The organism is Arthrobacter echini, from assembly GCF_008107445.1.
GTDB lineage: Bacteria > Actinomycetota > Actinomycetes > Actinomycetales > Micrococcaceae > Arthrobacter_D > Arthrobacter_D echini_A.
On sequence record NZ_VSLD01000002.1, the window covers coordinates 103,089 to 128,626 of the forward strand.

Below are 25,538 nucleotides of genomic sequence, written 5' to 3' on the forward strand. Positions count from 1 at the left end.
GGAGCGTCGAATCCCGCGCGGACCTCGCTGCCCACGCCTGCCGCGCCCCGGCGGTAGGTACGGGCCTGCGAGCACCCGGTATCCTGAAGAGGTGTTCGGACGAAACAGAGAAGCCCCCACTGCCCAGGAAGCGGTCGACAACGCTTCGAAGCTGCCCGAGGACCGCCGCTCGCCCGGCAAGGGCGCACCGACGCCCAAGCGCAGCGTGCAGGAGGCCGCCCGCAGGCGGCCACTCGTACCGAACGATCGCAAGGCTGCGCGGGACCAGAGCCGTTCCGTTGCGCGGGACGACCGGGCGCGGACGCGTCAGGCCCTCGATACCGACGACGAGCGCTATCTGCCGTTGCGCGACAAGGGGCCACAGCGCCGCTACATCCGCCAGTTCGTCGATGCGCGCGTGAATCTCGGTGAATTCCTCATGATCGCCGCCCTCTTCTTCGTGGTGCTCAGCTTCTTCCGGTCGCTCACGGTCCAGAGCGCCGTCCTCATGGCGTTCTGGGTGCTGATCGTCGCCGTCATCCTCGACACGATCGTGATGCGGCGGAAGGTGAAGAAGAGGCTCACGGAGAAGTTCGGGGAACCGAACCAGGGCGATCTCTGGTACGCGACCACCCGCGCGCTGCAACTGCGTCGACTCAGGCTGCCCAAGCCGCAGGTGCGCCGGGGCGATTACCCTTCCTAACCGCTTCCCGGTACCGCTCCCCGGGTGTGCCCGGGCGTGCGGCTGCCGTCTGTCGTTCCGGTCACGCGAGCCTCAGGCGGTCGATCGCGCCCGTGCAGCCAGCGCGCGATTGATCCGATGCGCCCAGAGGGGGCCCTCGTAGAGGAATCCGGTGTAGCCCTGGACGAGGGTGGCGCCGGCCTCGAGTCGTTCCACGACGTCCTCGGCGCTCTCTACGCCGCCCACACCGATGATCGCCAGCTCGGGGCCCACGGCCGCTCGGAGGCGGACGAGGACCTCGAGGGATCGCGCTCTGAGGGGGGCACCGCTGAGGCCGCCGACCCCCCGCGCGATGACCGTGTCCGGATCGGTGCGGAGGTTCCCGCGCGTGATCGTCGTGTTGGTGGCCACCACGCCGTCGAGGCCGAGTTCCAGCGCCAGCGCACCGATGTCGTCGATGTCCTTGTCCAGCAGATCCGGCGCGATCTTGACCAGGAGGGGCACGTGCCGGTCCGCGGCCTCGTCGGCTGTACGACGCACTGCCTCCAGCAGGGGCCGGAGCTGGTCCACGCCCTGCAGGAGCCGCAGGCCGGGAGTGTTCGGCGACGACACGTTGACCACGAGGTAGTCGGCCACGGGGGCCAGCTCGCGGGCGCTCTCGAGGTAGTCCTCGACGGCGTCCGCGATGTCGACCGCCTTGGTCTTGCCGATGTTGGCGCCGACGATCGGACGCCTGCCCGGGCCGTAGCGGCGCTCCAGCGTACGCCGGGCCGAGCGGAGGCGCGGCGCCACCTGCGCGGCGCCGTCGTTGTTGAAGCCCATGCGATTGATCACCGCCCGATCCTCGACCAGGCGGAAGAGCCGTGGCCTGGGGTTGCCTGGTTGGGCCCGGCCCGTGATCGTCCCGATCTCGACGTGGCCGAAGCCCAGCGCCGTGAGGGCCAGGACACCTGTGCCGGCCTTGTCGAAGCCGGCGGCGAGTCCGAAGGGCGAGGGGAAATCCACCCCGAACGCGGTTGTGGCGAGGGACTCGTGGGGTGCGCACCGGCGGCGCAGCACCCAGCCGACGGGTGTGCGGTCCACCATCCGGATGAGGGTGGAGCCGATCGTGTGGGCCTTCTCCGCATCCATTCCGGAGAAGGCGATCCGGAAGAACGTCGGGTAGATACGCATGACTCCAGAATCCCACGCGCACTGCGCACCTCCAAGTTGTGTCAGGACGGGCGGGGTAGGGTCAGGGCATGCCAGAGCCCTGGTCCGAGGACGTCCTCGGCGCCTCGTTCCGTTCGAAGACCCTTCCCCTCGAATCCGACGACGAAGGGCCGCGCGCCGCGACCCTCGTCGCCTACGAACCCGACGGTCCGGTACCCGCGCCGGTCGCGGAAGGCACCGGGCGGGTCCGGGCGGTGCTTTATCTGCACGGCTTCAGCGACTACTTCCTGCATGCCGAGCTCGCCCGGGCCCTGCACGAGCAGGGCTGGGCCTTCTTCGCGCTCGACCTGCACAAGTACGGACGCAGCCTGCGCCCGGGCCAGACCCCGGGCTTCGCCACGTCGCTGGAGGACTACGACGCCGATCTCGAGGCCGCACTCCGAGCGATCCGGCAGCGGCTGGACGAGCGTGCAGCGGTGCCGGTTACCGTCGACCTCGTCCTGATGGCGCACTCCATGGGAGGGTTGATCGCCACACTGTGGGCCCACCGCAACCCGGGTCGAATTGCTGCCCTGGTGCTCAATAGTCCCTGGCTCGACCTGCAGGGAAGTGCACTGCTGCGCACGGCCGCCCAGGGAATCCTCGACACCGTCTCCCGCCGTCGACCCAAGGCAAGGATCCCGTTGCCCGAACTCGGGTTCTACTTCCGGAACATCAGCGACTCCCGCGACGGCGAGTGGCCCATCGATCCGGCGTGGCGCCCGGAGGCCGGGTTCCCGGTCCGCGTCGGCTGGCTCCGAGCCGTCCTCGCCGGGCATGCAGTCCTCGCCGACGGCGTCTCCATCGCGGTGCCGGTCCTCGTGGTCTGTTCCCGGGCCTCCACCATCAGTGCCACGTGGAGCGAGGCGATGCGCTACACGGACAGCATCCTCGATGTCACCCCGATGGTGCACCGGGCCGCCGAGCTCGGCGACGACGTCACGCTCCGCCGCCTGCCCGGCGCCCTCCACGACGTGTTCCTCTCCGAGCCGGCGGTGCGGCGCGAGGGCACTGCGGCGGTGCTGGGGTGGCTGGAGCACCGGGTTCCGTGACCGGGATGCAGGTCAGGCGCCCGAGGCGGCCCGGTCCACCGCTCCCCCGTAGCGACGATCGCGTGCTGCGTACTCCTCGATGGCCCGCCACAGGGTCCGGCGGTCGACGTCGGGCCACAGCGTGTCCATGAAGACCATCTCCGCATAGGCTGACTGCCACAGCATGAAGTTGGACAGCCGCTGCTCCCCCGAGGTGCGAAGGAACAGATCGACGTCCGGCAGGTCCGGCTCGTCCAGGTAGCGCTGGATGGTCTTCTCGCTCACGGACGACGCCTTGAGGGTGCCTGCAGCGACATCTTCGGCGATGGCGCGCGCCGCATCGGCGATCTCCGCCCGCCCGCCGTAGTTGACGCACATGGTCAGGGTGCAGGTGGTGTTGTGGCGCGTGTGCTGCTCGGCGTCCTCGAGCTCCCGGATGACGGACTGCCACAGCTTGGGGCGTCGCCCCGACCAGCGGATCCGCACCCCCCAGGCGTCGAGCTGGTTCCGCTGACGCCGGAGCACCTCCTTGTTGAAGCCCATGAGGAACCGCACCTCCTCGGGAGACCGTTTCCAGTTCTCGGTGCTGAAGGCATAGACCGACACGTGCCGGACACCGATCTCGATGGCGCCCGCGACGACGTCGAGCAGGGCCGCCTCTCCGGCCCGGTGGCCCTCGGTCCGCGGTAGACCGCGCTCATTCGCCCAGCGTCCGTTGCCGTCCATGATGATCGCGACATGAGCGGGCACGAAGGCCTGCGGGATGGCGGGCGCCTGCTCGCCGCTCGGGTGGGGCCATGGCGCGTCGGGACGGCGGTCGGACTTCCTCATACCCGCTCCACGTGCTTGAGGGAAGGGACGGAGCGCTCCAGGTGCCACTGCAGGTAGGCCGCGACGAGGCCCGCGCTCTCGCGGCGCGCACCGTTCCCGGACGAGTCGGCGGTGGCCCAGTCCCCCGTGAGCAGCGCCGCGAGCAACTCCATCGCGGCGGCGGAGGGTGAGGCGGACCCGGGTGGTCGGCACGCGGGACACACGGCCCCGCCGAGCGGGGCCGAGAAGGCACTGTGGGGTCCGGGCGCACCGCAGCGCGCGCAGTCCGTGAAGCTGGGGGCCCACCCCGCCGTCGCCAGGGCCCGGAGCAGATACGAGTCGAGGATGAGCTCGGCCGGGTGCAGATCCCGGCTCAGGGCGGAGAAGGCCCCGGCGACGAGGGCATACTGGGCGCTGCCCGCCTCCGAGATGTCGGTGAGGCGCTCCGCGGTCTCGGCGATGGCCGTCGCGGCCGTGTAGCGCCCGTAGTCCGAGGCGATGCCGTAGCCGTGGGACCCCCTGGTCTCGGCCTGGGTGACGATATCCAGATTCCGACCGTGTGCCAGGAGCAGGTCCACGGCCATGAACGGTTCCAGGCGCGAGCCGAATCTGCTGCTCGTCCTCCGTACGCCCTTGGCGACCGCACGCACCTGGCCATGGTCCCGGGTCAGGAGCACGATGATGCGGTCGGCTTCGCCGAGCTTGTAGGTGCGCAGGACGACACCGTGGGTGCGGTAGGTACGTGACGCGGAGGACGAGGGCACGAGATTATTGTCCCATCTGTCGCCCCCACGGAAGCCGCCCGCCGCACGGATGGGCGGCATCCGTGGCTCAGGAGGCGTCGCGGACGGCCCGGTTGGCTGCGGAGACAACAGCCTTCAATGCCGCCATCGTGGTGTTCGCGTCGATCCCCGCTCCCCACAGCACGCGGTCCCCGATGGCGCATTCCACGTAGGCTGCGGCGCGGGCATTGCCGCCGGAGGACAGGGCGTGCTCGGTGTAGTCGAGGACCCGCAGGTCCACGCCGTCCTGGCGCAGGATCTCCAGCAGCGCATCGATCGGGCCGTTGCCCTGTGCCGAGCGGCGCTGCTGGACGCCGTCGACCATGAGGGTGGTGGCGAGTTTGAAGGACCCGTCCTCCGCCGTGTCGGTGTTGACCGAGGTCAACGCGTAGTGACCCCAGGCTCCGGCTCCGCCCTCGGCGCGGACCGGCAGGTACTCGTCCTGGAACACGGACCACAACTGCGCGCCACTGACCTCGCCCCCCTGCGACTCCGTGCGCCGCTGGATGACCCCGGAGAACTCGATCTGGGCCCGGCGCGGCAGGTCCAGGCTGTGCTCGTTCTTGAGCAGGTAGGCAACTCCGCCCTTGCCGGACTGCGAGTTGACGCGGATCACCGCCTCGTAGGAGCGCCCGATGTCCTGCGGGTCGATGGGCAGGTAGGGAACCGCCCAGGGCAGGTCCTCGGTTCCGACGCCCGCCTCAGCGGCGTCGCGTTCCATCCGGTCGAAACCCTTCTTGATCGCGTCCTGGTGGGACCCGGAGAACGCGGTGAAGACCAGATCCCCACCGTAGGGTGAACGCTCCGGCACGGTGAGCTGGTTGCAGTATTCGGCGGTCCGGCGGATCGCGTCCATGTCCGAGAAGTCGATCTCCGGGTCGATGCCCTGGCTGAAGAGATTCATACCGAGGGTCACGAGGTCCACGTTGCCCGTCCGCTCGCCGTTGCCGAACAGGCAGCCCTCGATCCGGTCGGCGCCGGCGAGATAGCCCAGTTCCGCCGCTGCGACTCCCGTTCCGCGGTCGTTGTGGGGATGCAGCGAGAGGATGATGCTGTCGCGGTCCGCGAGATTACGGCTCATCCACTCGATCGAGTCGGCGTAGACGTTCGGGGTGGCCATCTCGACGGTGGCGGGCAGGTTGAGGATCAGCTGGCGGTCGGACGAGGCCTCGAAGACTGCCGAGACCTCGTTGCTGATCCGGGCGGCGAACTCCAGTTCCGTTCCCGTGAAGGACTCCGGCGAGTACTCGTAGGTGATCTCGGTGTTGCCCATGTTCTCCTCGAACTTGCGGCACAGCCGGGCCCCCTGGAGCGCGATGTCGATGATGCCGTCCTGGTCCTGGTTGAACACGACGCGCCGCTGCAGGACCGACGTGGAGTTGTACAGGTGGACGATGGCCCGGTCCGCCCCCTCGAGGGAGGCGTAGGTCCGCTCGATCAGGTGCTCGCGGGACTGCGTGAGGACCTGGATGGTGACGTCGTCAGGGATGCGGTCGCCCTCGACGAGCTGGCGGACGAAGTCGAAGTCCGGCTGCGATGCCGAGGGGAAGCCGACCTCGATCTCCTTGTAGCCCATCCCCACCAGGAGGTCGAACATCTTGTGCTTGCGCTGGGGATCCATCGGGTCGATCAGGGCCTGGTTACCATCCCGGAGATCGACCGCGCACCAGCGCGGAGCCTTGGTGATGACCCGATCGGGCCACGTCCGGTCCGGTAGGTCCACGGTGATCAGGTCCTGGAACGGGCGGTACTTGCCGAACGGCATTCCGGATGTCTGCTGTGCCTTGAGCATGGGGGGCCTTCTCTTCTCGCTGAGCTGGGGTGCCGGTGGCCGGGCATGTCAGACGCCGCGGCGAGGGTCGGCCGGTAGCTCGAACGTCTAGCTGGCCCCGCCGCGGCACCGAAGAAGAGTCATCCGTGCACGCATGCCGTCACCCTAGCACGGGCCATAGGATGGCTTCTCAGGAGCGCGGGCCCACGGATGCCGGCGCCGCGGAGGAAACAGGAAGCGCCCATGACGATCAGCACACTCGACCCGGACCAGCTCGACACGGACGTCCGCCCGCAGGACGACCTGTTCAGGCACGCCAACGGCGTATGGCTGCGCGACGCGGTGATTCCGGACGACCGGCCCCTGGCCGGGTCGTTCACGGCACTGCGTGATGCCTCCGAGCTCGCGGTCCGCACCATCATCGAGGAAGCTGCTGCAGCGACCCCGGACGGATCGGCGCCGGCAGCAGGAGACGCGGGAGTGAAGCTCGGGTTGCTGTACGCCGGGTTCATGGACACCGATCGGATCGAGGCGGAGCGATCGACTCCGGTCGAACCCCTGCTCGAGCGGATCGGGGCGACGACGTCGATCGCGGAACTGGTGTCCTTGAGCGCGGGTCTCACCCGCTCGGGTGTCCAGGGTGTGCTCGCTCCCTACGTCAGCAACGACGCCGGTGACCCGGAGCGCTATCTGCTCCACCTGCACCAGTCGGGCCTGGGGCTCCCGGACGAGTCGTACTACCGCGAGGAAGGCTTCGCCGAGACACGCACCAGGTACAGGGACCTGCTTGCGGCGCTGTTCGGGCTCGTCGGTACGGACGACGCCGGGGCCACCGCGGATCGCGTCCTGGCGCTCGAGACCCGCCTCGCCGCCTCGTCCATGGGGAGTGTGGAGCGCAGGGACCCGCAGAAGACGTACAACCTGCTGGAGCACGACGAGCTGACCGGCATGTCGGCGGTGCTCGAGCCCTGGCTACGAATCGTCGCCGACACGCCCGGACAAACCGCGGAGGTGGTGCTGAACCAGCCCGACTTCGTGCGGGGTCTCGATACGGCCCTCGCCGAGGAGAGTCTCTCCGACTGGAAGCAGTGGCTGGCCAGCCGCGTGCTCCTGCACGCCTGCGACTACCTCGACGAGCGCTTCGTCGAGGCCGCTTTCGCCTTCTACGGCACCCACCTGGCCGGCACGCCGCGCCTGCGGGAACGCTGGAAGCGCGGCGTCGCCCTCGTCGAGGGAGCCATGGGAGAGGAGATCGGACAGCGTTATGTCCAGCGGCACTTCCCCGCGACCCACAAGGCGGCGATGCTCGACCTCGTGGCCAATCTGATCGGGGCCTACGAGTCGTCCATCGCGGCGCTGACCTGGATGACCGACGCGACGCGCGAGCGGGCCCTGGAGAAACTCTCCCTGTTCAGCACCAAGATCGGCTACCCGGAGGAGTGGATCGACTACACGCCCCTCGAGGTCAGGCCGTCCGATCTGTACGGTAATGTGCTGCGCGCCGCCGAGTTCGAGCACCGCAGGCAACTGGACAAGCTGGGTGGACCCATCGATCGCGGTGCGTGGCTCATGACGCCGCAGACCGTCAACGCCTACTACATGCCCACCATGAACGAGATCGTCTTCCCCGCAGCCATTCTCCAGCCGCCGTTCTTCGACATCGCCGCCGACGCCGCTGTGAACTACGGCGCCATCGGGGCGGTCATCGGCCATGAGATCGGGCACGGCTTCGATGACAAGGGCTCGCAGTTCGACGGGACCGGACGGCTGCTGAACTGGTGGAACGAGGCCGACCGGGAGGCCTTTGACGCCCTGACGGGCCGTCTTGTGGACCAGTACGCAGCGCTGGCCCCGACCGAGGTGCCGGACCGGACGGTGAACGGTGAACTGACCCTCGGGGAGAACATCGGCGATCTCGGCGGACTGGGCATCAGCTACCGGGCGTATCTCCTCAGCCTCGAGGGCGCGGAGCCTCCGGTTGTCGACGGCCTGACCGGGACCCAGCGGTTCTTCCTGTCCTGGGCCACATGCTGGCAGCAGAAGATCCGGCCCGAGGAGGCCGGACGGCGACTCACCGTCGATCCCCACTCCCCGAACGAGTTCCGCTGCAATCAGGTGGTGCGCAACCTCGACGAGTACCACGAGGCCTTCGACGTCGCGGCCGGCGACGAGCTGTGGCTGGACCCCGAGGACCGCGTCCGCATCTGGTGACGCCCCGCGCTCCTGCTGCTCCCGGGCGGCTCTGAGGGGACGCTCGGGTGTGCGGTGGTCCGTCCTGCCGGTTCGTCCTACAGGCCGGACGACGCCTGGCAGGTCTTCTGTTCGGCCGTCTGGCCGTCGAGTTCGCTGGAGAGCGGCGGCCGGGCGATCCTGGTACCCGTGGCGAGATCGACGCCGACGACCAGCTGCAGTCCGGTGGCTGTCCCGCTGAACAGGACCCGGACTGCCGGGACCCCGAAGCGCTCGGCGAGATCGGCTGCGGCGGCGTCGTACCCGGTGCCGAAGAGGATCTGTGTCTTTTCTGCCTGCTCGGCGTCCAGCGGGACGGCCTGCGTGTACCCGGTGTCGAGGAGCAGCTCCTGCACCTCGCCACCGCGATCAGGGTCGTTCGTGGCGTTGAGGACGAGCACGGGGATGCTCGCGGGATCGATCGCCGGGACCTCCGCCGCCTCGGTGGTCGGCGCCTGCCCCGATGGTGCCGGAGTTCCTCCGGTGGGGGCGGTCTCCGACGGCTCGGTGACGGGCTCCTTCTCGGACAGCCCGCGGTCCTGCCGGAGTGCCTGGAAGAGCGGCTCCGCCCGCACTTCGTCGAGGACCAGCCGGTTGGGGTCCTCGACCCATGGCTCCGTGGGCACCGTCACGAATGCGATCTTCCCCAGATCCACGTCCTTCAGTCGGTCGGCGATCTTCAGCAGCTCGGCGGGTTTGGAGAGTTCCTCGTTGACGGTCAGGTTCCGCGTGACGACCTCGGCGATGGAGTAGAGCTTCGGCAGGTTCGTCAGGGTTCCCTCGGCCTGTACCTTGCGGGCCATGGACGCCAGGAACGACTGCTGGGCTGCGATCCGTCCTGCATCTCCCCCGTCGCCGAAACTGTACCGGGTGCGCAGGAATGCCAGGGCCTGGTCTCCCTCCACCTCGCTCGTCCCGGCGGGCAGGCTCAGCCCGGAGTACTCGTCGTCGACCGGTTCCTCCACGCAGACCTCCACACCACCGAGGGTCGAGGAGAGCTCCTTCACCGCATTGAAGTCGGCCATCATGAAGTGATCGATCGACAGGCCCGTGAGGTCGTTGATGGCGGCGACGGTGCATCCCGGGCCGCCCTCCTTGAGCGCCCCGTTGAGTTGTCCCAGCTGAACGGCCTGCGACACCTCGTCCGTGTCCGGGCTGATGCACCGAGGCAGAGGCACGAGCAGATCGCGGGGGAAGGACACGACCGTGACGTCCTCGCGGTCGGCGGAGAGCGCCACCAGCATCATGACGTCGGAGTTGCCCTCGCCCGAGGAGAGGTCCTCGCCGCCGATGAAGTCGCCGCCGTTGCCCGTGCGGGTGTCGGTGCCGAGGACGAGGATCTGGAGCGGATCCTTACTGGAGTCGACCGGGAGGGCCGATTCCTGCCCCTCGCCAAGATTCAGGGGCGAGGTCAGGACGTTGGACTGCAGCCGGATGACCTGGATGGCGACGAAGGCCATGGCTGCGAGCAGCACGGCGGCCAGCACGATCGCGGTCAGGCGCAGACCCCCGTGAGTCCCCTCGTGCCGCAGGTGCCGACCGACGGAAGGTGCTCCGCCCGACGCCCCTGCTCCGACTGCGGGGTCGCCGAGGGCGTCCGCGCCGTCGGGGGGCGATTGGCCGGTCATGCCCGTGCTCCTTCACTGGAGGGTGGTGGATCGTGTGAACGTTACCGCCGTCATGCCCGGGCGGATGCAAGGACACGGGTGCGCTCCGGTTCCCGTTATCGAGAGGAGCGCACGGTGTGCCCGCGAGGGCGTCAGAATCCGAGCTTCACGAGCTGCTTGGGGTCCCGCTGCCAATCCTTCGCGACCTTCACGTGCAGATCGAGGTAGATCCTGGTTCCGAGCAGGGCCTCGATCCCACGGCGCGCGACGATCCCCACGTCCCGGAGCCTCGCTCCGCCCTTGCCGATGATGATCGCCTTCTGCGACGGCCGCTCCACGTAGAGATTGACGTGCACGTCGAGCATCGGGTTGTCCTCGCTGCGCCCCTCCCGCTGGATCATCTCCTCGACGACCACGGCGAGCGAGTGGGGCAGCTCGTCGCGCACGCCCTCGAGGGCCGCCTCGCGGACGAGCTCGGCCACCATGACGGCCTCGGGCTCGTCGGTCAGCTCGCCGTCCGGATAGAGCATGGGTGAAACGGGCATGAACGTGCTGAACACCTCTGCCACGGTGTCCACCTGGACCCCACCCGTGGCGGAGACCGGCACGATGTCGGCCCAGCCGTCGGGTCCTGCCACATCCGTTCCGAGCTTCGCGACGGCGAGGAGCTGTTCCGTCAGCGCCTGGCGGTCCACGAGATCGGTCTTCGTCACCACGGCGATCACCGGCTTCCGGTGAAGCCGGGCGAGCTGCTCCGCGATGAAGCGGTCACCCGGCCCGATCTTCTCGTTGGCCGGCAGGCAGAACCCGACGGCGTCGACCTCGGCGAGGGTGTCAGCGACGAGATCGTTGAGCCGCTGCCCCAGCAGGGTGCGCGGGCGGTGCAGGCCCGGTGTGTCGACGAGGATCAGCTGGCAGTCCTCGCGATTGACGATGCCTCGGATGGTGTGGCGCGTGGTCTGGGGCTTCGCCGACGTGATGGCGACCTTCTGCCCCACCAGTGCGTTGGTCAGGGTGGACTTGCCCGCGTTGGGCCGTCCGACGAGCGAGACGAATCCGGCCCGGTACTCAGCGTCGCTCATGGTCTGCCTCTGCTTCTTCTCGCTCGGCGTGCTCGGATTCTTCCGGAGGGAGGCGGTAGGCGACGACGTGGGAGACCCGGTTCCGTCGGCCTTCCACGCGCTCCGCCCGCAGCCCGATACCGTCAATTGTGACCTCTGATCCCACGATCGGCACCCTGCCGAGGGTCTTGGCGAGCAGTCCGCCCACCGTGTCCACCTCCTCGTCGTCGAGATCGAGGCCGAACAGTTCTCCGAGGTCGTCGATCCCCATGCGTGCGCTGACCCGGAAACCCGCGTCGTCGAGCGGCTCCTGCTCAGGGACCTCCGAATCGTACTCGTCGACGATCTCCCCCACGATCTCCTCGATGAGATCCTCGAGTGTCACGAGTCCGGCTGTGCCGCCGTACTCGTCGATGACGATCGCGACGTGCGTGGACTCGCGCTGCAGTTCTCGCAGGAGGTCACCGACGGCCTTGGACTCCGGCACGAACCGCGCCGGCCGGGCCACGACGTCGACCGATCGGGAGAGGTTCGACGCCGGGCGCCCGTGGAGATCGGCGACGACGTCCTTGAGGTACAGCAGGCCCTTGATGTCGTCGGAACTCTCCCCGATCACGGGGATCCGGGAATAGCCGGAGCGGAGGAACAGGGGCATGGCCTCGCTGAGCGTCGATCCGGAGTCGATGGTGAGCATGTCGGTGCGCGGGACCATGACGGAGCGGACCTTGGTGTCGCCGAGTTCGAACACGGAGTGGATCAACTCCGCCTCGTTGTCCTCGATCATCTCCGCGTCCGAGGCCCGTGAGAGCAGCTCCCGGAACTCCTCCTGCGTGAAGAAAGCCGCCTCGTCCCGTGCCGCACCGGGTGTGACGGAACTGCCGACGCGCACCAGCCACCGCGGGATGGGGCCGAGGACGGCGGCGAGCACGGCGACGGGACCGCCGGTCAGGCGGACCACCGTGGCCGCGTGCACCCGGCCGAGCTGACGCGGTGAGATGCCCACGATCGCGAAGCCGACCAGCGCCATCACAGCGGTGGCCAGGAGCCCTGCGAGCCAGATGTTGTCCAGCAGGTCGTGGAACAGGATCGCGACGGCGACGGCGCCGGCCATCTCGAACCACACGCGCCAGAATCGCAGCGCGTGCATGTGGGCGATCGGGGCGTCGAGGATCCGTCGCAGGGAGGACCTGCCCGACTCCTCGACGAGGGCAACACCTTCCTGGCGCGGGAGATAGACGAAGGCCGCCTCGGCAGCCGTGACCAGCGCAGCCGTCAGGGTGAAGAGCAGGCCCAGGAGTGCGAGGAGCCAGATGGTCAAGCGCGGGTCTCCTTCGGCGCCCGGCCGCCGAGGAACTCGGACAGCAGCTGACGCTGGAGATCGAACATCTCCTTCTCCTCCGCGGGCTCGGCGTGGTCGTAGCCCAGCAGGTGGAGGACGCCGTGGGTGGTGAGCAGGAGGAGCTCATCGTCGGTCCCGTGGCCTGCAGCGGCACCCTGGGCCGCGGCGACCTCGGGGCACAGGACGATATCGCCCAGCAGCCCGGCCGGTGTCACCTGTCCGGGCGCTCCCGGGCGCAACTCGTCCATCGGGAAGGAGAGGACATCGGTGGGCCCCGGCTCGTCCATCCACTCCACGTGCAGTTTCTCCATGGCGGCGGTGTCCACCAGGATGATCGACAGCTCGGCCTCGGGGTGGAGGAAGAGGGACTCGAACAGGAACGTGGAGAGGCGGACGAGGGACTCGGCGTCGACGTCGTGGTCCGTCTCGTTGTTGACCTCGACGCTCATCGCCCGGCCGCCGTCCGCATGATCCGGTGGTGCCCGGCCCGCTGCTCCTCGTCCCACACCCCGTAGGCCGCGACGATGTCGCCGACCAGCCGGTGACGCACGACATCGGAGGCATCGAGTTCACTGAAGTGGACGTCGTCGATGTCGTGGAGGATGTCCCGCACGATCCGCAGACCGGAGCTCGTTCCGCTGGGCAGGTCCACCTGGGTGACATCGCCCGTGACAACCATCTTCGACCCGAAGCCGAGGCGCGTCAGGAACATCTTCATCTGCTCCGGCGTCGTGTTCTGTGCCTCGTCGAGGATGATGAACGCATCGTTGAGGGTCCGGCCGCGCATGTACGCCAGGGGCGCCACCTCGATGGTCCCCGCTGCCATGAGACGAGGAATGCTGTCCGGATCCATCATGTCGTGGAGCGCGTCGTAGAGCGGACGGAGGTACGGGTCGATCTTGTCGTTGAGCGACCCCGGCAGGAAGCCCAGGCGCTCCCCCGCCTCGACGGCCGGACGCGTGAGGATGATCCGGTTGACCTCCTTGTGCTGCAGCGCCTGGACGGCCTTGGCCATCGCGAGGTACGTCTTACCGGTGCCGGCCGGGCCGATCCCGAAGACGATGGTGTTGCTGTCGATCGCATCGACGTAGGAGCCCTGGTTCTGCGTCTTCGGGCGGATGGTCCGCCCCCGCGAGGACAGGATGTTCACCGACAGGACGTCCGCCGGCCGGACGGCGCTCTGGGTCTTGAGCATGGTGACGAGCTGCCCTAGGACCTGGGGGGTCACCGTGGCGTTGTTGCTGGCCATGGTTTGAATCTCCCCGATCAGGCGCTCCGTCCGCAGCACATCCGCCGACGGGCCGGTGATGGTCAGCTCATTGCCGCGGGCCTGGAGCCCGACGCCGGGGAAGGAGTCCTCGATCAGGCGGAGAGCCTCGTCGTTGGATCCGAGCGCCTGTACCATCTGCTCCGTGGAGTCGAAGACGAACGTCCTCGTGTCCAGCCCTGCGGTGTTGATGCCTGATGAAGATTCGCTCATAGTTCGGCCGTCCGGCCTCTGATCGCCCCTCGTACGAGTAGTTGCACTGGTGGATGGTGCTGCGTCCGCTCCGCGTCGATGGGCCCGAGATCACCAGGACAGTCGTACAGCGCGCACAGCACAATGTTACGGCATGGGCCTGCGGCGGCAGCAGGGGATCCGGTGGACCGCCGCCCGGCCCGGACGGCGGGCGATGACGGACAGGGCGCATCGCGAAGCGGTGACGAATTCGTATCGATCAGGTTGCACATCGCCGACATCGCGGCAATCGGCGTCCGGGGGCGGTTCCGCCTGTGCCAAGCTGAGACGGACCCTGGGGATCGGGCGAAACCGCTCCTGCGTGATGCGCCTCCAGCAGCCGCTCAGCTCTCCGGGTCACCCTGTCCTCAGCAGGGACACCGGCACCTGCCGCGTCCCGTCGACCGAACCGCGTTGCGCCCGAAGGAAAGGGGCAGGTATGAGTGAGCCCGATCCCCTCCGGACGAAGAGACTCGGTCTCGGGGGCATCCTGCTCATCACGGGCGCGGTCCTCGTCGCCGGTACGGTCTTCGTTGCTCCCACCATCGGCCCGGTCGACGGTACGGCGATGACCACGGATCTGACCACGGCACCCACGCCGGACCCGACGTCCGGTGCCGGAACGACGTCGTCGGCCGGCGCGGCCCGGAGCGTGGACCCTGCTCCCTCCCCCGTAGGGCAGGCGGGTTCGCTGGTCCCGGTCTACTGGGTGGGCGAGACCGGTGGCGTCGACCGCCTGTTCAGGGAGTTCCGCAGATCACCCGCCGGTGCCTCCGGCGACGCCATCTCGGACGCCGTGCACCTCATGACCTCGGAGGATCCCCTCGACCCGGACTACCGCTCTCCGTGGAGCCCTGCTTCTGAGGTGAGCTCCTCGATCTCCACGGACAATGTCATCACCCTCGATATCTCCTCGGACGCCTTCGACGGGCAGCTCGGCGAGGAGGACGCGCTTCTCGCCGTGCAGCAGCTGATCTACACCGCGACGGCGGCGGCCTCGGATGCCGGACTGATCCGGGGAGGCGAGTCGAGCTCGGTGATCGTCCTCGTGGACGCCACCGCCGACTACCGGGCCTTCGGCTCCGTCGATCTCGGGGGCGAGTGGTCGCGCGACGCCTCCGTCCTCGCGCCGGTGTGGATCATCGACCCGCAGGAGGGTGTGGGGCTCGACGCCGGCGTCCTGACGGTCCACGGGGTCGCCTCGGCACCACGGACGACGGCGACCTGGAGCATCCTCCCCCTGAAGAAGGGCCGCCCGGACCCCGGACACCCCGTCGGCGAGGGAGTGGTGGGCATCGGCGGGGACGGCGCGGCGGGCACCTATTCCTTCTCCGTCGAGCTTCCCCCAGGCCGCTACCAGATCACGGTCTCTGTTCCCTTCGAGGGCCGGGCTGCGGCGGATTCGTCCACCGTCGTCGTCGGATAGTCGGCGGTAGAGCCGCACCGTCGCGGTTGGGCGGACGCGAGCCGACCTACCAGCGTCCGAGCATGTGGTTCAGGAGGACGAGGGCCGCGGGGCCCGCCGACGAGGACCGCAGGACATGTGGACCGAGCCTGGCTGCTGTGGCCCCCGCGGCCTGCAGGGAGTGCAGCTCCGCCGCGCTGATCCCGCCCTCGGGCCCCACCACCACGGCGGTGGCGGACGGGTTCTCGAACATGCCGGTATCCCGCAGGACGGAGATGCTCTTCGCGAGCGAGGAGGTGGCGTCCTCGTGGAGGACGATTACGTGGTCGAGCCCGGAGGCCCAGCGTACGAGCCCCGGGGTGTCGACGAGTGCATGGACCTCCGGGACGAAGGACCGGCGGGACTGCTTGGCCGCCGCCGCGACGAGCGACTGCCACTTCAGGCGCCCCTTCTCCGTCTTCTCGCCGCGCCAGCGGACAATGCTGCGCTCGGCGTGCCACGGGACCACCGCGTCCACACCGAGCTCGGTCGCTGCCTCGACGGCCTGCTCGTCGCGCCCGCCCTTCGCGAGGGCCTGGACCAGGACGAGGCGCTGCCCGGGCTCCGGATCCTGCCCGGCACAGTCGATCCCGATCTCGAGTGTTCCTGCTCCGACGGCAGTGACACTGCCGCTGATGCGGTAGCCGGTGCCGTCGGAGATGTCGACCCGCTCCCCCGGCCCGAGTCGGCGCACCGTGGCCGCATGGCGGCCCTCCTCGCCGTCGAGGACGAAGAGCTCACCGGGCACAACAGCCCGGACGGCGTCCCGCGGGGCGAAGAAGAGGGGCCGCGTCACGGTCAGCGGTTCCCGAGTCGCTCCCGCAGGCGGGCGAAGACGCCCGAACCGTTGCTGGCCAGCTGCCCGTCGGTGTACTCCTCGCTGCGCAGTTCGGCGAGCTGGCGCAGGAGCTCCTCCTGCTGCGGATCGACATTGCGGGGCGTCTCCACGTTCAGGTGGACCCGGAGATCTCCCCTGCCCTGGTTCCTCAGGTGCGTGACGCCGAGGTTCCTGAGGGTCAGGATCTCCCCGGACTGCGTGCCCGGTTTGATCGACAGCTCCTGATCGCCGTCGAAGGTGTCCAGGCGGACGGTCGTGCCGAGGGCGGCGGCCGTCATGGGGACACTCAGGGTGACGTGGAGATCGTCGCCGTCGCGCAGATAGGTGGAGTCCGTGTTGACGCGGATCTCCACGTACAGATCGCCCTGCGGACCCCCGGCCACCCCGGCCTCACCCTGTCCGGCGAGCTGGATGCGCGTGCCCGTTCCGACACCGGCGGGAACCTTGATGGTCAGGGTCCGGCGAGCACGGACGCGGCCCTCCCCGCTGCACTCGTGGCACGGGTGGGGGATGACGGTGCCGTATCCCTGGCAGGTGCCGCAGGGTGCGCTGGTCATGACCTGGCCGAGGATGGAACGTACGGCACGCTGGACCTGACCCGAGCCGCCGCAGATGTCGCACGTGCGCACTGTGGTGCCCGGCTGGCAGCAGGTGCCGTCGCAGGTGGGACACACCTCTGCCGTGTCCACCTCGATCTTCTTGTTCGAGCCGAAGACGGCGTCCTTCAGGTCGATCCGCACGTTGATCAGTGCGTCCTGGCCGCGCCGGGTCCTTGACGGGGTGCCGGCCTGCTGCCCACCATTACCCCCGAAGAACGTCTCGAAGATGTCCTGGAAGGCGAAGCCGGAGCCGGAGTAGCCGGCGCCGTACCCGGTGTCGGTGCCGTTCTCGTTGCCGGTCGTGTCGTACACGCGCCGTTTCTGCGGGTCCGACAGGACCTCGTAGGCGCGGGTCACGAGCTTGAACTCCTCGGCGGCGTCGTCCCCGGTGTTCACATCCGGGTGGAGCTTCCTGGCCAGTTTGCGGTACGCCTTCTTGATCTCTTCCCCGGTCGCACCCTGCGCCACACCGAGGACCTCATAGTGATTACTCACTCGTGCACATCACTTCCTGTTGAGAACTGTTGTCTGCTGAACGCGGTCGTACCGTCTTCCGGAGGACCGCCCTGATACGGCCTACTCCTCGAGTACCCGCGAGACGTAACGCGCGACGGCGCGCACCGCCGCCATCGTCGTGGGGTAGTCCATCCTGGTGGGCCCGAGCACCCCGAGCCGTGCGCCGGCGTCGGGACCGTATCCCGTGGCCACCACCGAGGCCTCCGAGAGCCCGCCGTAGGGATTCTCGCTGCCGATCCGTACCGAGATGCCGCGCGCGTCGAACTCCATCTCGGACAGGAGGCGCAGCATCACCACCTGCTCCTCGAGTGCCTCCAGGACCGGACCGATGCTGAGCGGGAAATCCCCCGTGAACCGGGCAAGATTGGCGGTGCCGGCGAGCACGATGCGATCGTCCCGCCCGAGATCGGCGAGCTGCCCCAGCGCTCCGGCCATGGTACCCCCGTGGGCCCTCAGTGCCGGAGGGAGCTGCGGGAGGACAGCGTCGAGGGCCGCGGGCAGGGCTGAGAGTTTCAGGCCGGACACCGCGGACTGCAGGCGCTGTTTGAGCTCTGAGAGCTCCGCTTCACGGATCTCCATCGGCATCCACACCACGCGCTGCTGCACGCTGCCGTTGGTGGCGATCAGGACCATCAGGACCTGCTGCGGTGCCACCAGCACGCACTCGACGTGACGGACCGATGCGCCCTGGGCGCGGGGGAACTGGACCACGGCCACCTGATTGGTCAGTTGCGCGAGCAGCCGGACCGTCCTGGCCATGACGTCGTCGAGGTCCTCGGCTCCGTCGAGGAGCGACTGGATGGCATTCTTCTCCGCCGCCGACAAAGGCTTCACCTCGGAGATCCGGTCCACGAAGAGCCGGTACCCCTTGTCCGTGGGGATGCGGCCCGAGCTGGTGTGGGGGGCCGCGATGAGCCCCTCCTCCTCCAGGACCGCCATGTCGTTGCGGATCGTGGCCGAGGAGACGCCGAGCTGGTGCCGGTCCACAAGTGCCTTGGACCCGACCGGCTCGCGCGAATGGACATAGTCCTCGACGATCGCCCGGAGAACCTCCAGGCGGCGTGGTTCACTCATCCTCTGGTCACCTCCGGGTCTGTTCCTCTGTCGTGGGCTCGCGACGCGGGCGGCCCGAGCGGTTAGCACTCGACACGCCCAAGTGCCAAGTCTAATACGATCCGGCCGATTGTTAGCATTGGACACCGGTGCCGGCATCCGCCCGGACCGTTGTCTGGAGGACAGGTCAGGGATGGACTACGGCTGGGGCGCACAGGACCTCTCCGCACCGGCACGGGTGCAGCTCCGCGACGTGCCCGTCGAGCGCCGGATGGTCCTCGAGGACGTCCAGAGCGGCTTCGTCGGGGCGGTGCTGCGGGTGGAGAAGTCGGGCGGCCTGCACGTCATGGTCCTCGAGGACCGGCGCGGCAAGCAGCGGACCTTCCGCCTGGGCCACGGATTCCTGCTCGAGGGTGTCCCGGTGCACGTCGTCGCGCCCGCCGCCGCGACGAAGCCTGCGTCCACCCGGACGGCCTCCGGCTCGGTGCGGGTGGAGAACTCGAGGGCGCGGACCGCCCTGGCCAGCAGGATCTGGGTGGAGGGGCAGCACGACGCCGAACTCGTCGAGAAGGTCTGGGGCGACGACCTGCGGCTGGAGGGGATCGTCGTCGAGCCGCTGCACGGTGTGGACGACCTCGAGGGTGCCATCCGGTCCTTCGCACCCGGGCCGGGGCGCAGACTCGGCATCGTCGTCGACCACCTGCTCCCGGGCACCAAGGAGTCGCGGATCGCCCGGCAGGCCATGACCGTATCCGGGGCCCGGGAAAACGTCCTGATCGTGGGGCATCCGTATGTGGACGTCTGGCAGGCGGTGAAACCAGGCGTGCTCGGCCTCACGGCCTGGCCCGTGGTGCCGCGTGGGCAGGACTGGAAGACCGGCATCCTCGCGGGTCTCGGCTGGGCCCACCACGACCAGGCCGCCGTCGCGCACGGGTGGAAGCGCATCCTCGGCTCGGTCACCAGCTATGCGGACCTTGAACCCTCACTGCTCGGTCGCATCGAGGAAGTCATCGACTTCCTCACCGCCACCCCGGACCAGGCCTGAGCCGCCACGAACCGACCAGCACGTATCCTTGACCCAGAAGGCGGAGTCCCTGGTCCGCCCGCCAGCAAAGGAAGCACGTTGTCCAACACCGCCGAGAACCCGCAGCACGGGCAGGGCACCTCGGAGCCCGCGTTCGAGGGGACGCCGGCCCACGCCCCTCCGCTGACGGCGTCGGAGGACCGGCAGTTCGCCACCCTCGCACACTTCGGTGGCATCCTCGGCTTCATCCCGTCCCTGCTGATCTACCTGATCTTCAGGAACCGGGGCCCCTTCACCGCACAGGAGTCGAAGGAAGCGCTGAACTTCACGCTGCCCCCGACCGTCCTCGCGCTCCTCGCCTGGCTGCTCTCACTCATCCCTCTGATCGGCGCGGTGTTCGCGGTCCTCAATGCACTGATCTGGCTCACCATCACCCTGCTCTCCGTCCACGCGGGTATCCAGGTCAATCGGGGCAAGCCCTATCGCTACGCCCTGAACCTGCGCCTCATCGCCTGACTCTCTGCAGCTCCCGACTCTCTGCATCCCTGACATCCGGCCGCGCCGCCTTTCTCGGAAAGGCTGGGCCGCCTCAGCCGGGAAGGCTGTGCCCCCTCAGTCGGGAAGGAGACGTCGCACGACGGCGTCGGCCAGCAGGCGCCCCCTGAAGGTGAGCACCACGGCGCCGTCGAAGGCCGCCGCCGGCTCGATCAGTCCGTCGGCGATGAGCCCGGCGACGGCGGTCCGTCCTCCCGGGGTGAGCCGGTCGGTGGGCAGGCCGTCCCGGAGCCGGGCACGCAGCATGACGTCCTCGACCGACCGGTCGGCGTCCGACAGGACCTCGCGACCGGCGCCCGGCGAACGGCCCGCCTCCAGCGCCTGCGCGTACGCACGCGGATGCTTGACGTTCCACCAGCGGGTCCCACCGACATGGGAGTGTGCGCCGGGCCCGGCGCCCCACCAGTCGTCACCGCGCCAGTACGCGAGATTGTGCCTGCACCGGTCATCGGCTGTCCGGGCCCAGTTGCTCACCTCGTACCACGTGAAGCCACCTGCGGTGAGCAGCTGTTCGGCGAGCGCGTACTTGTCGGCATGGTCGTCGTCGTCGATGGGAGCCACCTGGCCCCGCCGGATCTGTGCGGCCAGGCGGGTGCCTTCCTCGATGATCAGGGCATAGGCGGAGATGTGGTCCGGCTCGTAGGACAGGGCGGTGGACAGAGTGGTCCGCCAGTCCTCGAGGGACTCCCCCGGCGTGCCGTAGATGAGATCGAGGCTCACGGACAGCCCCGCGTCCCTCGCCCAGGCCACCGCCTGCGGTACGCGGGAGGGTGCGTGGGTGCGGTCCAGGACCGCGAGCACGTGGGGAACGGCCGATTGCATCCCGAAGGAGACGCGGGTGAAGCCGGCCTCACGCAACGTCCGCAGGGACTCCGGCGTGACCGAGTCCGGGTTCGCCTCCGTGGTCACCTCGGCGTCGGGTGCGAGCCCCCACAGCGACGTGGCGGTGCGCAGGATGGTCCCGAGGTCCGACGCCGGGAGCAGCGTGGGTGTGCCCCCGCCGAAGAACACGGTGGACAGGGCCCTCTCCGGCAGCCCGGAGGAGGCCAGCACACGTGCGCCGAGGGCCAGCTCTCCGAGCACGGAGTCGGCGTAGGCATCCTGCGACGCCCCTCCCCCGAGCTCCGTGGCCGTATAGGTGTTGAAGTCGCAGTAGCCGCAGCGAACCGCGCAGAACGGGATGTGCACGTAGAGACCGAAGTTCCTCGCGGACGCCCCGTCGACGGCGGCTGTCGGCAGGGCGCCGTCGTCGGGCGCCGGAAGACCGAGAGGCAGCGTGCTAGGCACCGGGACCTCCCGGCGAGCCGGACCGTACTCTCACTTCCTGGCTTTGTCCTTCGACTCGTCGGAGGACAAAGCGGCGATGAAGGCTTCCTGGGGCACTTCCACGCGTCCGACCATCTTCATGCGCTTCTTGCCCTCCTTCTGCTTCTCGAGCAGTTTGCGCTTGCGGGTGATGTCGCCGCCGTAGCACTTGGCGAGCACGTCCTTGCGGATGGCCCTGATGCTCTCACGGGCGATGATGCGGGCGCCGATCGCGGCCTGGATGGGCACTTCGAACTGCTGCCGTGGAATGAGCTCGCGCAGCTTGCCGGTCATCATGACGCCGTAGGCGTAGGCCTTGTCCCGGTGGGTGATGGCGCTGAAGGCGTCCACCTGATCGCCCTGCAGCAGGATGTCCACCTTGACCAGATCGGACACCTGGTCGCCGTCGGCCTTCCAATCCAGGGAACCGTAGCCGCGCGTCTTGGACTTCAGGAGGTCGAAGAAATCGAAGACGATCTCCGCCAGCGGCAACCGGTACCTGATCTCCACCCGGTCCTCCGACAGGTAGTCCATGCCGCCGAGCACGCCGCGCCGCTGCTGGCAGAGCTCCATGATGGCACCCACGAACTCGGAGGGGGCGAGGATGGTGGCGGACACCATGGGTTCGCGGACCTCGGCGATCTTGCCCACCGGGTATTCGCTCGGATTGGTCACCAGCAGCACGGTCTTGTCCTCGAGGGTCACCTGGTACTCGACGTTCGGCGCCGTCGAGATCAGGTCGAGGTTGTACTCACGCTCGAGCCGCTCACGGGTGATCTCCAGATGCAGCAGACCAAGGAAGCCCACGCGGAAGCCGAAGCCCAGTGCCGCGCTGGTCTCCGGTTCGTAGACCAGCGCGGCATCGTTGAGGGTGAACTTGGCGAGCGCGTCGCGCAGCACCGGATAGTCCGTGCCGTCGAGCGGGTAGAGACCCGAGAAGACCATGGGCTTGGGATCCTCGTAGCCGCCCAGGGACTCCGCGGCCGGCTTCACCAGGGTGGTGACGGTGTCACCGACCTTCGACTGCCGGACGTCCTTGACACCGGTGATCAGGTATCCCACCTCCCCGACGCCGAGGCCCTTGGAGGGCTTGGGCTCGGGTGAGCTGACCCCGATCTCGAGTAGTTCGTGGCTCGCTCGCGTGGACATCATCTGGATGCGCTCGCGCGGACGCAGGTTCCCGTCGACGACGCGGACGTAGGTGACAACACCGCGGTAGGTGTCATAGACGGAGTCGAAGATCATGGCGCGTGCCGGTGCGTCGGGATCCCCCGTGGGGGCGGGTAGCTCCCGCACGATCTTGTCCAGCAGGGCCTCGACGCCCACGCCGGTCTTGCCGGAGACCTGCAGGACGTCCTCGGGATCCCCGCCGATGAGGCCCGCGAGCTCCGCGGCGTACTTCTCGGGCTGGGCGGCGGGCAGATCGATCTTGTTCAGCACCGGGATGATGGTCAGATTGTTCTCCATCGCCAGGTACAGGTTCGCCAGCGTCTGCGCCTCGATGCCCTGCGCCGCGTCGACGAGCAGGAGGGCTCCCTCGCACGCCGCGAGGGAGCGGGAGACCTCGTAGGTGAAGTCCACGTGGCCCGGTGTGTCGATCATGTTCAGGGCGTAGGAGATACCGTCGACCTCCCACGGCAGCCGCACGGCCTGCGACTTGATGGTGATGCCCCGTTCCCGCTCGATATCCATGCGGTCCAGGTACTGCGCCTTCATGTCACGCTGTTCGACGGCGCCCGTGAGCTGGAGCATACGGTCCGCCAACGTGGATTTGCCGTGATCGATGTGAGCGATGATGCAGAAGTTCCTGATGATCGCCGGGTCGGTGGCGGCGGGCACCGGGGCGGTGCGGGCCATGGGTGACACGTGGGTTCCTCACGTTCGTGGGACGGGGAGGGCGGACGCCGTGCCGGCGCTGCCTCTCGGACGGCCGACAATGGTTCGCACCAGTTCTCTTCCCTCAGTGTCCCACGCGGCGGCAAACGCCCCGGTACCGGACGATGCGGCGGGGGGTGGCGTCGGGCCCGTGCCGGTCGGTACGATCCGTGCCATGGTAAGCGTCGGATCCCTCCTGTCCCTGGCACGCCGCATCATCCGCGTGGTCGACAGCGCGTCGGGCACCACGGATGCCGACAGGCGCCGCAGCGGCCGGCGGAAGCGCTCCGCCGGAGCCCGCGGGCCGAGCGCACCCGTGCCCCGTCCGGGTCACCGCCCGGCGCGCGGGACCGAGGACGGCCCACGGCAGCGGGCGCTGCTCTCGTACTCGCCCTCCCACGACGGAGAACCGGATCCCGGAGAGATCGTCTGGACCTGGGTGGCGTACGAGGACGACCCGAGCCAGGGCAAGGATCGACCGGTGCTGCTCGTGGGCCGCGACGGCGGGACCCTGCTCGGGCTGATGCTCACGAGCCGGGATCGCAACAACACCCTGGAGCATGACGACCGCTATGTCGACATCGGTATCGGTGCCTGGGACCGGCAGGGACGGCCCAGCGAGGTGAAGGTGGACAGGTTGCTGCGCATCGGCTCCGAGGAGATCAGGCGGGAGGGTGCCGTGCTCGACGTCGACCGCTTCCGCCGGGTCATCGCCTCCGTGCCCGAGCACCTGCTCGGCTGACCCGCTGCCGACCGGGCGCTCCGGCGGACCGGGCCGGCACCCGACCCTGCCCGATGCCCATTTCTGCTAGTCTGTACAGCTGTGTGTCCGCGCAGGTCTTCGGGCACTTCAGCCGATCTCCACACGGTATCCCCACGCCGCTCAGTCGTCGGTCGGCCGAACTACCCTCACGACCAGTCCGCAATACAAAGAAAGTTCTCATACGTGGCAAATATCAAGTCCCAGAAGAAGCGCATCCTCACCAACGAGAAGGCGAGGCAGCGCAACAGCTCCATCAACTCCGAGCTGAAGACCGCCATCCGCTCCGTGAACACGGCGATCGCCGGGTCGGACAAGGACGCCGCCACCACGGCCCTGCAGAACGCCAGCCGCAAGCTGGACAAGGCCGTCAGCAAGGGCGTACTGCACCGCAACAACGCGGCGAACCGCAAGTCTGCCATCTCCAAGAAGGTCAACGCGCTCTGAGCTGCGGACCCTCGGACGGAGGGCCCCACTCCTGAGGGAGTGGGGCCCTCCGTCGTTTGGGCCGAGTCATTCGAGACATATCGATCGACTTGCCTGAGACCCGATCCGGTCAGTCGTCGCCGAGTGCCATGACGGTGACAGCCCGCTCCACCGCATACACCGGATCCCGCGCCTCACCCTTGACCTGGGCATCCGCGTCCGCCAGGGCCCGGATACTGCGTGCGAGCGCTGCCGAGCTGAAGCGCCGGGCTTCCCTGCGCGCCTGGTCCACCTGCCACGGCGCCATGCCCAGTTCCCCGGCCAGCTGACCCGAGGACCCCCGGGCACCGTGGACCTTCGCCACGGCGCGCACCTTCATGGCGAGCGCGGCCACGATCGGCACCGGGTCGGCGCCCGTCGCGAGCGCGTGGCGGAGCATCGACAGCGCCTGGGCGGTACGCCCGGCCAGGGCGGCGTCGGCCACCTTGAAGCCGGTGGCCTCGATCCTGCCGCCGTAGTACTTCTCGATCAGTTCCACGGTCACCTCGTCGGAGGTGTCGGCGATCAGCTGCTGGCAGGCCGCAGCGAGCTCGGCCAGCCTGGATCCGACGGAAGCGACGAGGGCCCGTACGGCGTCCGGTTCGATGCGACGCCGAGCGAGACGGAACTCCGTGGTGACGAACTCCGCTCTCTCGGCGTCCTTCTTCAGGGGTGAACACTCGACGATCGTGGCGCTGCCCATGGCCTTCACCGCGTCGAGCAGCTTCTTGCCGCGGTTGCCGCCCGCATGGCTCAGCACGAACACGACGTCGGGCGCCGGATCGGTGAGGTAGGCGAGCGCGTCGACGAGGAAGTCGTCGCTCATCTGGGCCAGGCCGGAGGCCTCGATGATCTTCCAGTCGCCGAACAGCGACGGGCTGGTCTGCAGGGCGAGGGCTCCGGCCTCGTAGGCTCCGGCGTCGAAGCGGACGAGCTCGGCGTCGGGCTGGACCGCCCGGACCTGGTGGCGGATGGACTCCGCGGCCCTGGAGGCGAGATACTCCTCGGGGCCGATCAGGAGGACGACGGCTGACGGCTTCGCCTCGCGCCAGGAGATCGGCTGCCGGCTGCCGCCGCTGCTGCGCGCACCCTTCGGTGGTGTGGCCACGAGGCGGCTCCCTTCT

The 25,538-nt window shown here is 68.8% G+C and carries 23 protein-coding genes; 8 read left to right on the forward strand and 15 right to left on the reverse strand.

Going from position 1 to position 25,538, the window contains the following annotated elements; all coding sequences use genetic code 11:
- Window positions 1-91 precede the first annotated feature (91 nt).
- On the forward strand, window positions 92-682 hold the full coding sequence (locus tag FQ377_RS05110; RefSeq protein WP_148600186.1) for a DUF3043 domain-containing protein: 591 nt from the start codon (window positions 92-94) through the stop codon (window positions 680-682).
- 72 nt (window positions 683-754) lie between these two features.
- Here the strand turns inward: FQ377_RS05110 and FQ377_RS05115 are convergent, their stop codons facing one another.
- On the reverse strand, window positions 755-1,834 hold the full coding sequence (locus FQ377_RS05115; RefSeq protein ID WP_148600187.1) for a quinone-dependent dihydroorotate dehydrogenase: 1,080 nt from the start codon (window positions 1,832-1,834) through the stop codon (window positions 755-757).
- 68 nt (window positions 1,835-1,902) lie between these two features.
- Here FQ377_RS05115 and FQ377_RS05120 point away from each other — a divergent pair, with 68 nt between their 5' ends.
- On the forward strand, window positions 1,903-2,904 hold the full coding sequence (locus FQ377_RS05120; RefSeq protein ID WP_148600188.1) for an alpha/beta hydrolase: 1,002 nt from the start codon (window positions 1,903-1,905) through the stop codon (window positions 2,902-2,904).
- Between the two features lie 12 nt (window positions 2,905-2,916).
- Here the strand turns inward: FQ377_RS05120 and FQ377_RS05125 are convergent, their stop codons facing one another.
- The 3 genes from FQ377_RS05125 to leuA all read right to left on the reverse strand — a co-directional run bounded on the left by FQ377_RS05125 (window position 2,917) and on the right by leuA (window position 6,267).
- On the reverse strand, window positions 2,917-3,714 hold the full coding sequence (locus tag FQ377_RS05125) for an isoprenyl transferase (RefSeq protein ID WP_148600189.1): 798 nt from the start codon (window positions 3,712-3,714) through the stop codon (window positions 2,917-2,919).
- On the reverse strand, window positions 3,711-4,457 hold the full coding sequence (gene recO / locus FQ377_RS05130; protein ID WP_395858467.1) for a DNA repair protein RecO: 747 nt from the start codon (window positions 4,455-4,457) through the stop codon (window positions 3,711-3,713). Before recO ends, FQ377_RS05125 begins: the two co-directional genes overlap by 4 nt.
- Window positions 4,458-4,524: 67 nt before the next feature.
- Window positions 4,525-6,267 carry a 2-isopropylmalate synthase gene (leuA, locus tag FQ377_RS05135; RefSeq protein WP_148600191.1) on the reverse strand — a complete coding sequence of 581 codons (1,743 nt, stop codon included), beginning with the start codon at window positions 6,265-6,267 and terminating at the stop codon, window positions 4,525-4,527.
- Between the two features lie 222 nt (window positions 6,268-6,489).
- Between leuA and FQ377_RS05140 the strand changes: the two genes are divergently transcribed.
- The gene (locus tag FQ377_RS05140; protein ID WP_148600192.1) at window positions 6,490-8,457 is read left to right on the forward strand and encodes a M13 family metallopeptidase; all 1,968 of its coding nucleotides are present in this window, start codon (window positions 6,490-6,492) and stop codon (window positions 8,455-8,457) included.
- Between the two features lie 77 nt (window positions 8,458-8,534).
- Here the strand turns inward: FQ377_RS05140 and FQ377_RS05145 are convergent, their stop codons facing one another.
- The 5 genes from FQ377_RS05145 to FQ377_RS05165 form a co-directional block, all read right to left on the reverse strand.
- Window positions 8,535-10,103, reverse strand: a complete 1,569-nt coding sequence (locus FQ377_RS05145; RefSeq protein WP_262364287.1) for an LCP family protein — start codon at window positions 10,101-10,103, stop codon at window positions 8,535-8,537.
- 131 nt (window positions 10,104-10,234) lie between these two features.
- Window positions 10,235-11,164, reverse strand: a complete 930-nt coding sequence (gene era / locus FQ377_RS05150) for a GTPase Era (protein ID WP_148600193.1) — start codon at window positions 11,162-11,164, stop codon at window positions 10,235-10,237.
- On the reverse strand, window positions 11,151-12,461 hold the full coding sequence (locus FQ377_RS05155; protein ID WP_148600194.1) for a hemolysin family protein: 1,311 nt from the start codon (window positions 12,459-12,461) through the stop codon (window positions 11,151-11,153). The genes era and FQ377_RS05155 overlap by 14 nt, the downstream gene beginning before the upstream one ends.
- Window positions 12,458-12,931: an rRNA maturation RNase YbeY gene (gene ybeY / locus FQ377_RS05160; RefSeq protein ID WP_148600195.1), complete on the reverse strand. Its 474-nt coding sequence runs from the start codon at window positions 12,929-12,931 to the stop codon at window positions 12,458-12,460. The genes FQ377_RS05155 and ybeY overlap by 4 nt, the downstream gene beginning before the upstream one ends.
- Window positions 12,928-13,962 (reverse strand): PhoH family protein, encoded by a 1,035-nt coding sequence (locus FQ377_RS05165; protein WP_148600196.1) that lies wholly within the window; start codon window positions 13,960-13,962, stop codon window positions 12,928-12,930. The genes ybeY and FQ377_RS05165 overlap by 4 nt, the downstream gene beginning before the upstream one ends.
- 457 nt (window positions 13,963-14,419) lie before the next feature.
- Between FQ377_RS05165 and FQ377_RS05170 the strand changes: the two genes are divergently transcribed.
- Window positions 14,420-15,406, forward strand: a complete 987-nt coding sequence (locus FQ377_RS05170) for a GerMN domain-containing protein (RefSeq protein WP_187393261.1) — start codon at window positions 14,420-14,422, stop codon at window positions 15,404-15,406.
- A 46-nt stretch (window positions 15,407-15,452) separates the two neighbouring features.
- On the opposite strand, the gene FQ377_RS05175 is transcribed toward FQ377_RS05170, so the two are convergent.
- The 3 genes from FQ377_RS05175 to hrcA all read right to left on the reverse strand — a co-directional run bounded on the left by FQ377_RS05175 (window position 15,453) and on the right by hrcA (window position 18,451).
- Window positions 15,453-16,220 (reverse strand): 16S rRNA (uracil(1498)-N(3))-methyltransferase, encoded by a 768-nt coding sequence (locus FQ377_RS05175; RefSeq protein WP_148600198.1) that lies wholly within the window; start codon window positions 16,218-16,220, stop codon window positions 15,453-15,455.
- 2 nt (window positions 16,221-16,222) lie between these two features.
- Entirely contained in the window at window positions 16,223-17,356 is a 1,134-nt protein-coding gene (dnaJ, locus tag FQ377_RS05180; RefSeq protein ID WP_148600199.1) for a molecular chaperone DnaJ, read from the reverse strand.
- Between the two features lie 81 nt (window positions 17,357-17,437).
- Window positions 17,438-18,451 (reverse strand): heat-inducible transcriptional repressor HrcA, encoded by a 1,014-nt coding sequence (gene hrcA, locus FQ377_RS05185; RefSeq protein WP_148600200.1) that lies wholly within the window; start codon window positions 18,449-18,451, stop codon window positions 17,438-17,440.
- A 172-nt stretch (window positions 18,452-18,623) separates the two neighbouring features.
- Between hrcA and FQ377_RS05190 the strand changes: the two genes are divergently transcribed.
- Window positions 18,624-19,475, forward strand: a complete 852-nt coding sequence (locus FQ377_RS05190; protein ID WP_148600201.1) for a DUF3097 domain-containing protein — start codon at window positions 18,624-18,626, stop codon at window positions 19,473-19,475.
- A 78-nt stretch (window positions 19,476-19,553) separates the two neighbouring features.
- Window positions 19,554-19,970, forward strand: a complete 417-nt coding sequence (locus FQ377_RS05195; protein ID WP_148600202.1) for a DUF4870 domain-containing protein — start codon at window positions 19,554-19,556, stop codon at window positions 19,968-19,970.
- Between the two features lie 96 nt (window positions 19,971-20,066).
- Here the strand turns inward: FQ377_RS05195 and hemW are convergent, their stop codons facing one another.
- Both hemW and lepA read right to left on the reverse strand, forming a co-directional pair.
- Window positions 20,067-21,296, reverse strand: a complete 1,230-nt coding sequence (gene hemW / locus FQ377_RS05200; protein WP_148600203.1) for a radical SAM family heme chaperone HemW — start codon at window positions 21,294-21,296, stop codon at window positions 20,067-20,069.
- A 30-nt stretch (window positions 21,297-21,326) separates the two neighbouring features.
- Window positions 21,327-23,180 carry a translation elongation factor 4 gene (gene lepA / locus FQ377_RS05205; RefSeq protein ID WP_187393262.1) on the reverse strand — a complete coding sequence of 618 codons (1,854 nt, stop codon included), beginning with the start codon at window positions 23,178-23,180 and terminating at the stop codon, window positions 21,327-21,329.
- A gap of 184 nt (window positions 23,181-23,364) precedes the next feature.
- Here lepA and FQ377_RS05210 point away from each other — a divergent pair, with 184 nt between their 5' ends.
- Together FQ377_RS05210 and rpsT are read left to right on the forward strand one after the other, a co-directional pair.
- Window positions 23,365-23,931: a type II toxin-antitoxin system PemK/MazF family toxin gene (locus FQ377_RS05210; RefSeq protein ID WP_262364288.1), complete on the forward strand. Its 567-nt coding sequence runs from the start codon at window positions 23,365-23,367 to the stop codon at window positions 23,929-23,931.
- A 204-nt stretch (window positions 23,932-24,135) separates the two neighbouring features.
- Entirely contained in the window at window positions 24,136-24,396 is a 261-nt protein-coding gene (rpsT, locus tag FQ377_RS05215; protein ID WP_148600205.1) for a 30S ribosomal protein S20, read from the forward strand.
- A 109-nt stretch (window positions 24,397-24,505) separates the two neighbouring features.
- On the opposite strand, the gene holA is transcribed toward rpsT, so the two are convergent.
- Window positions 24,506-25,522, reverse strand: coding sequence for a DNA polymerase III subunit delta (gene holA / locus FQ377_RS05220; protein WP_262364289.1), 1,017 nt, complete (start codon window positions 25,520-25,522; stop codon window positions 24,506-24,508).
- Window positions 25,523-25,538 lie beyond the last annotated feature (16 nt).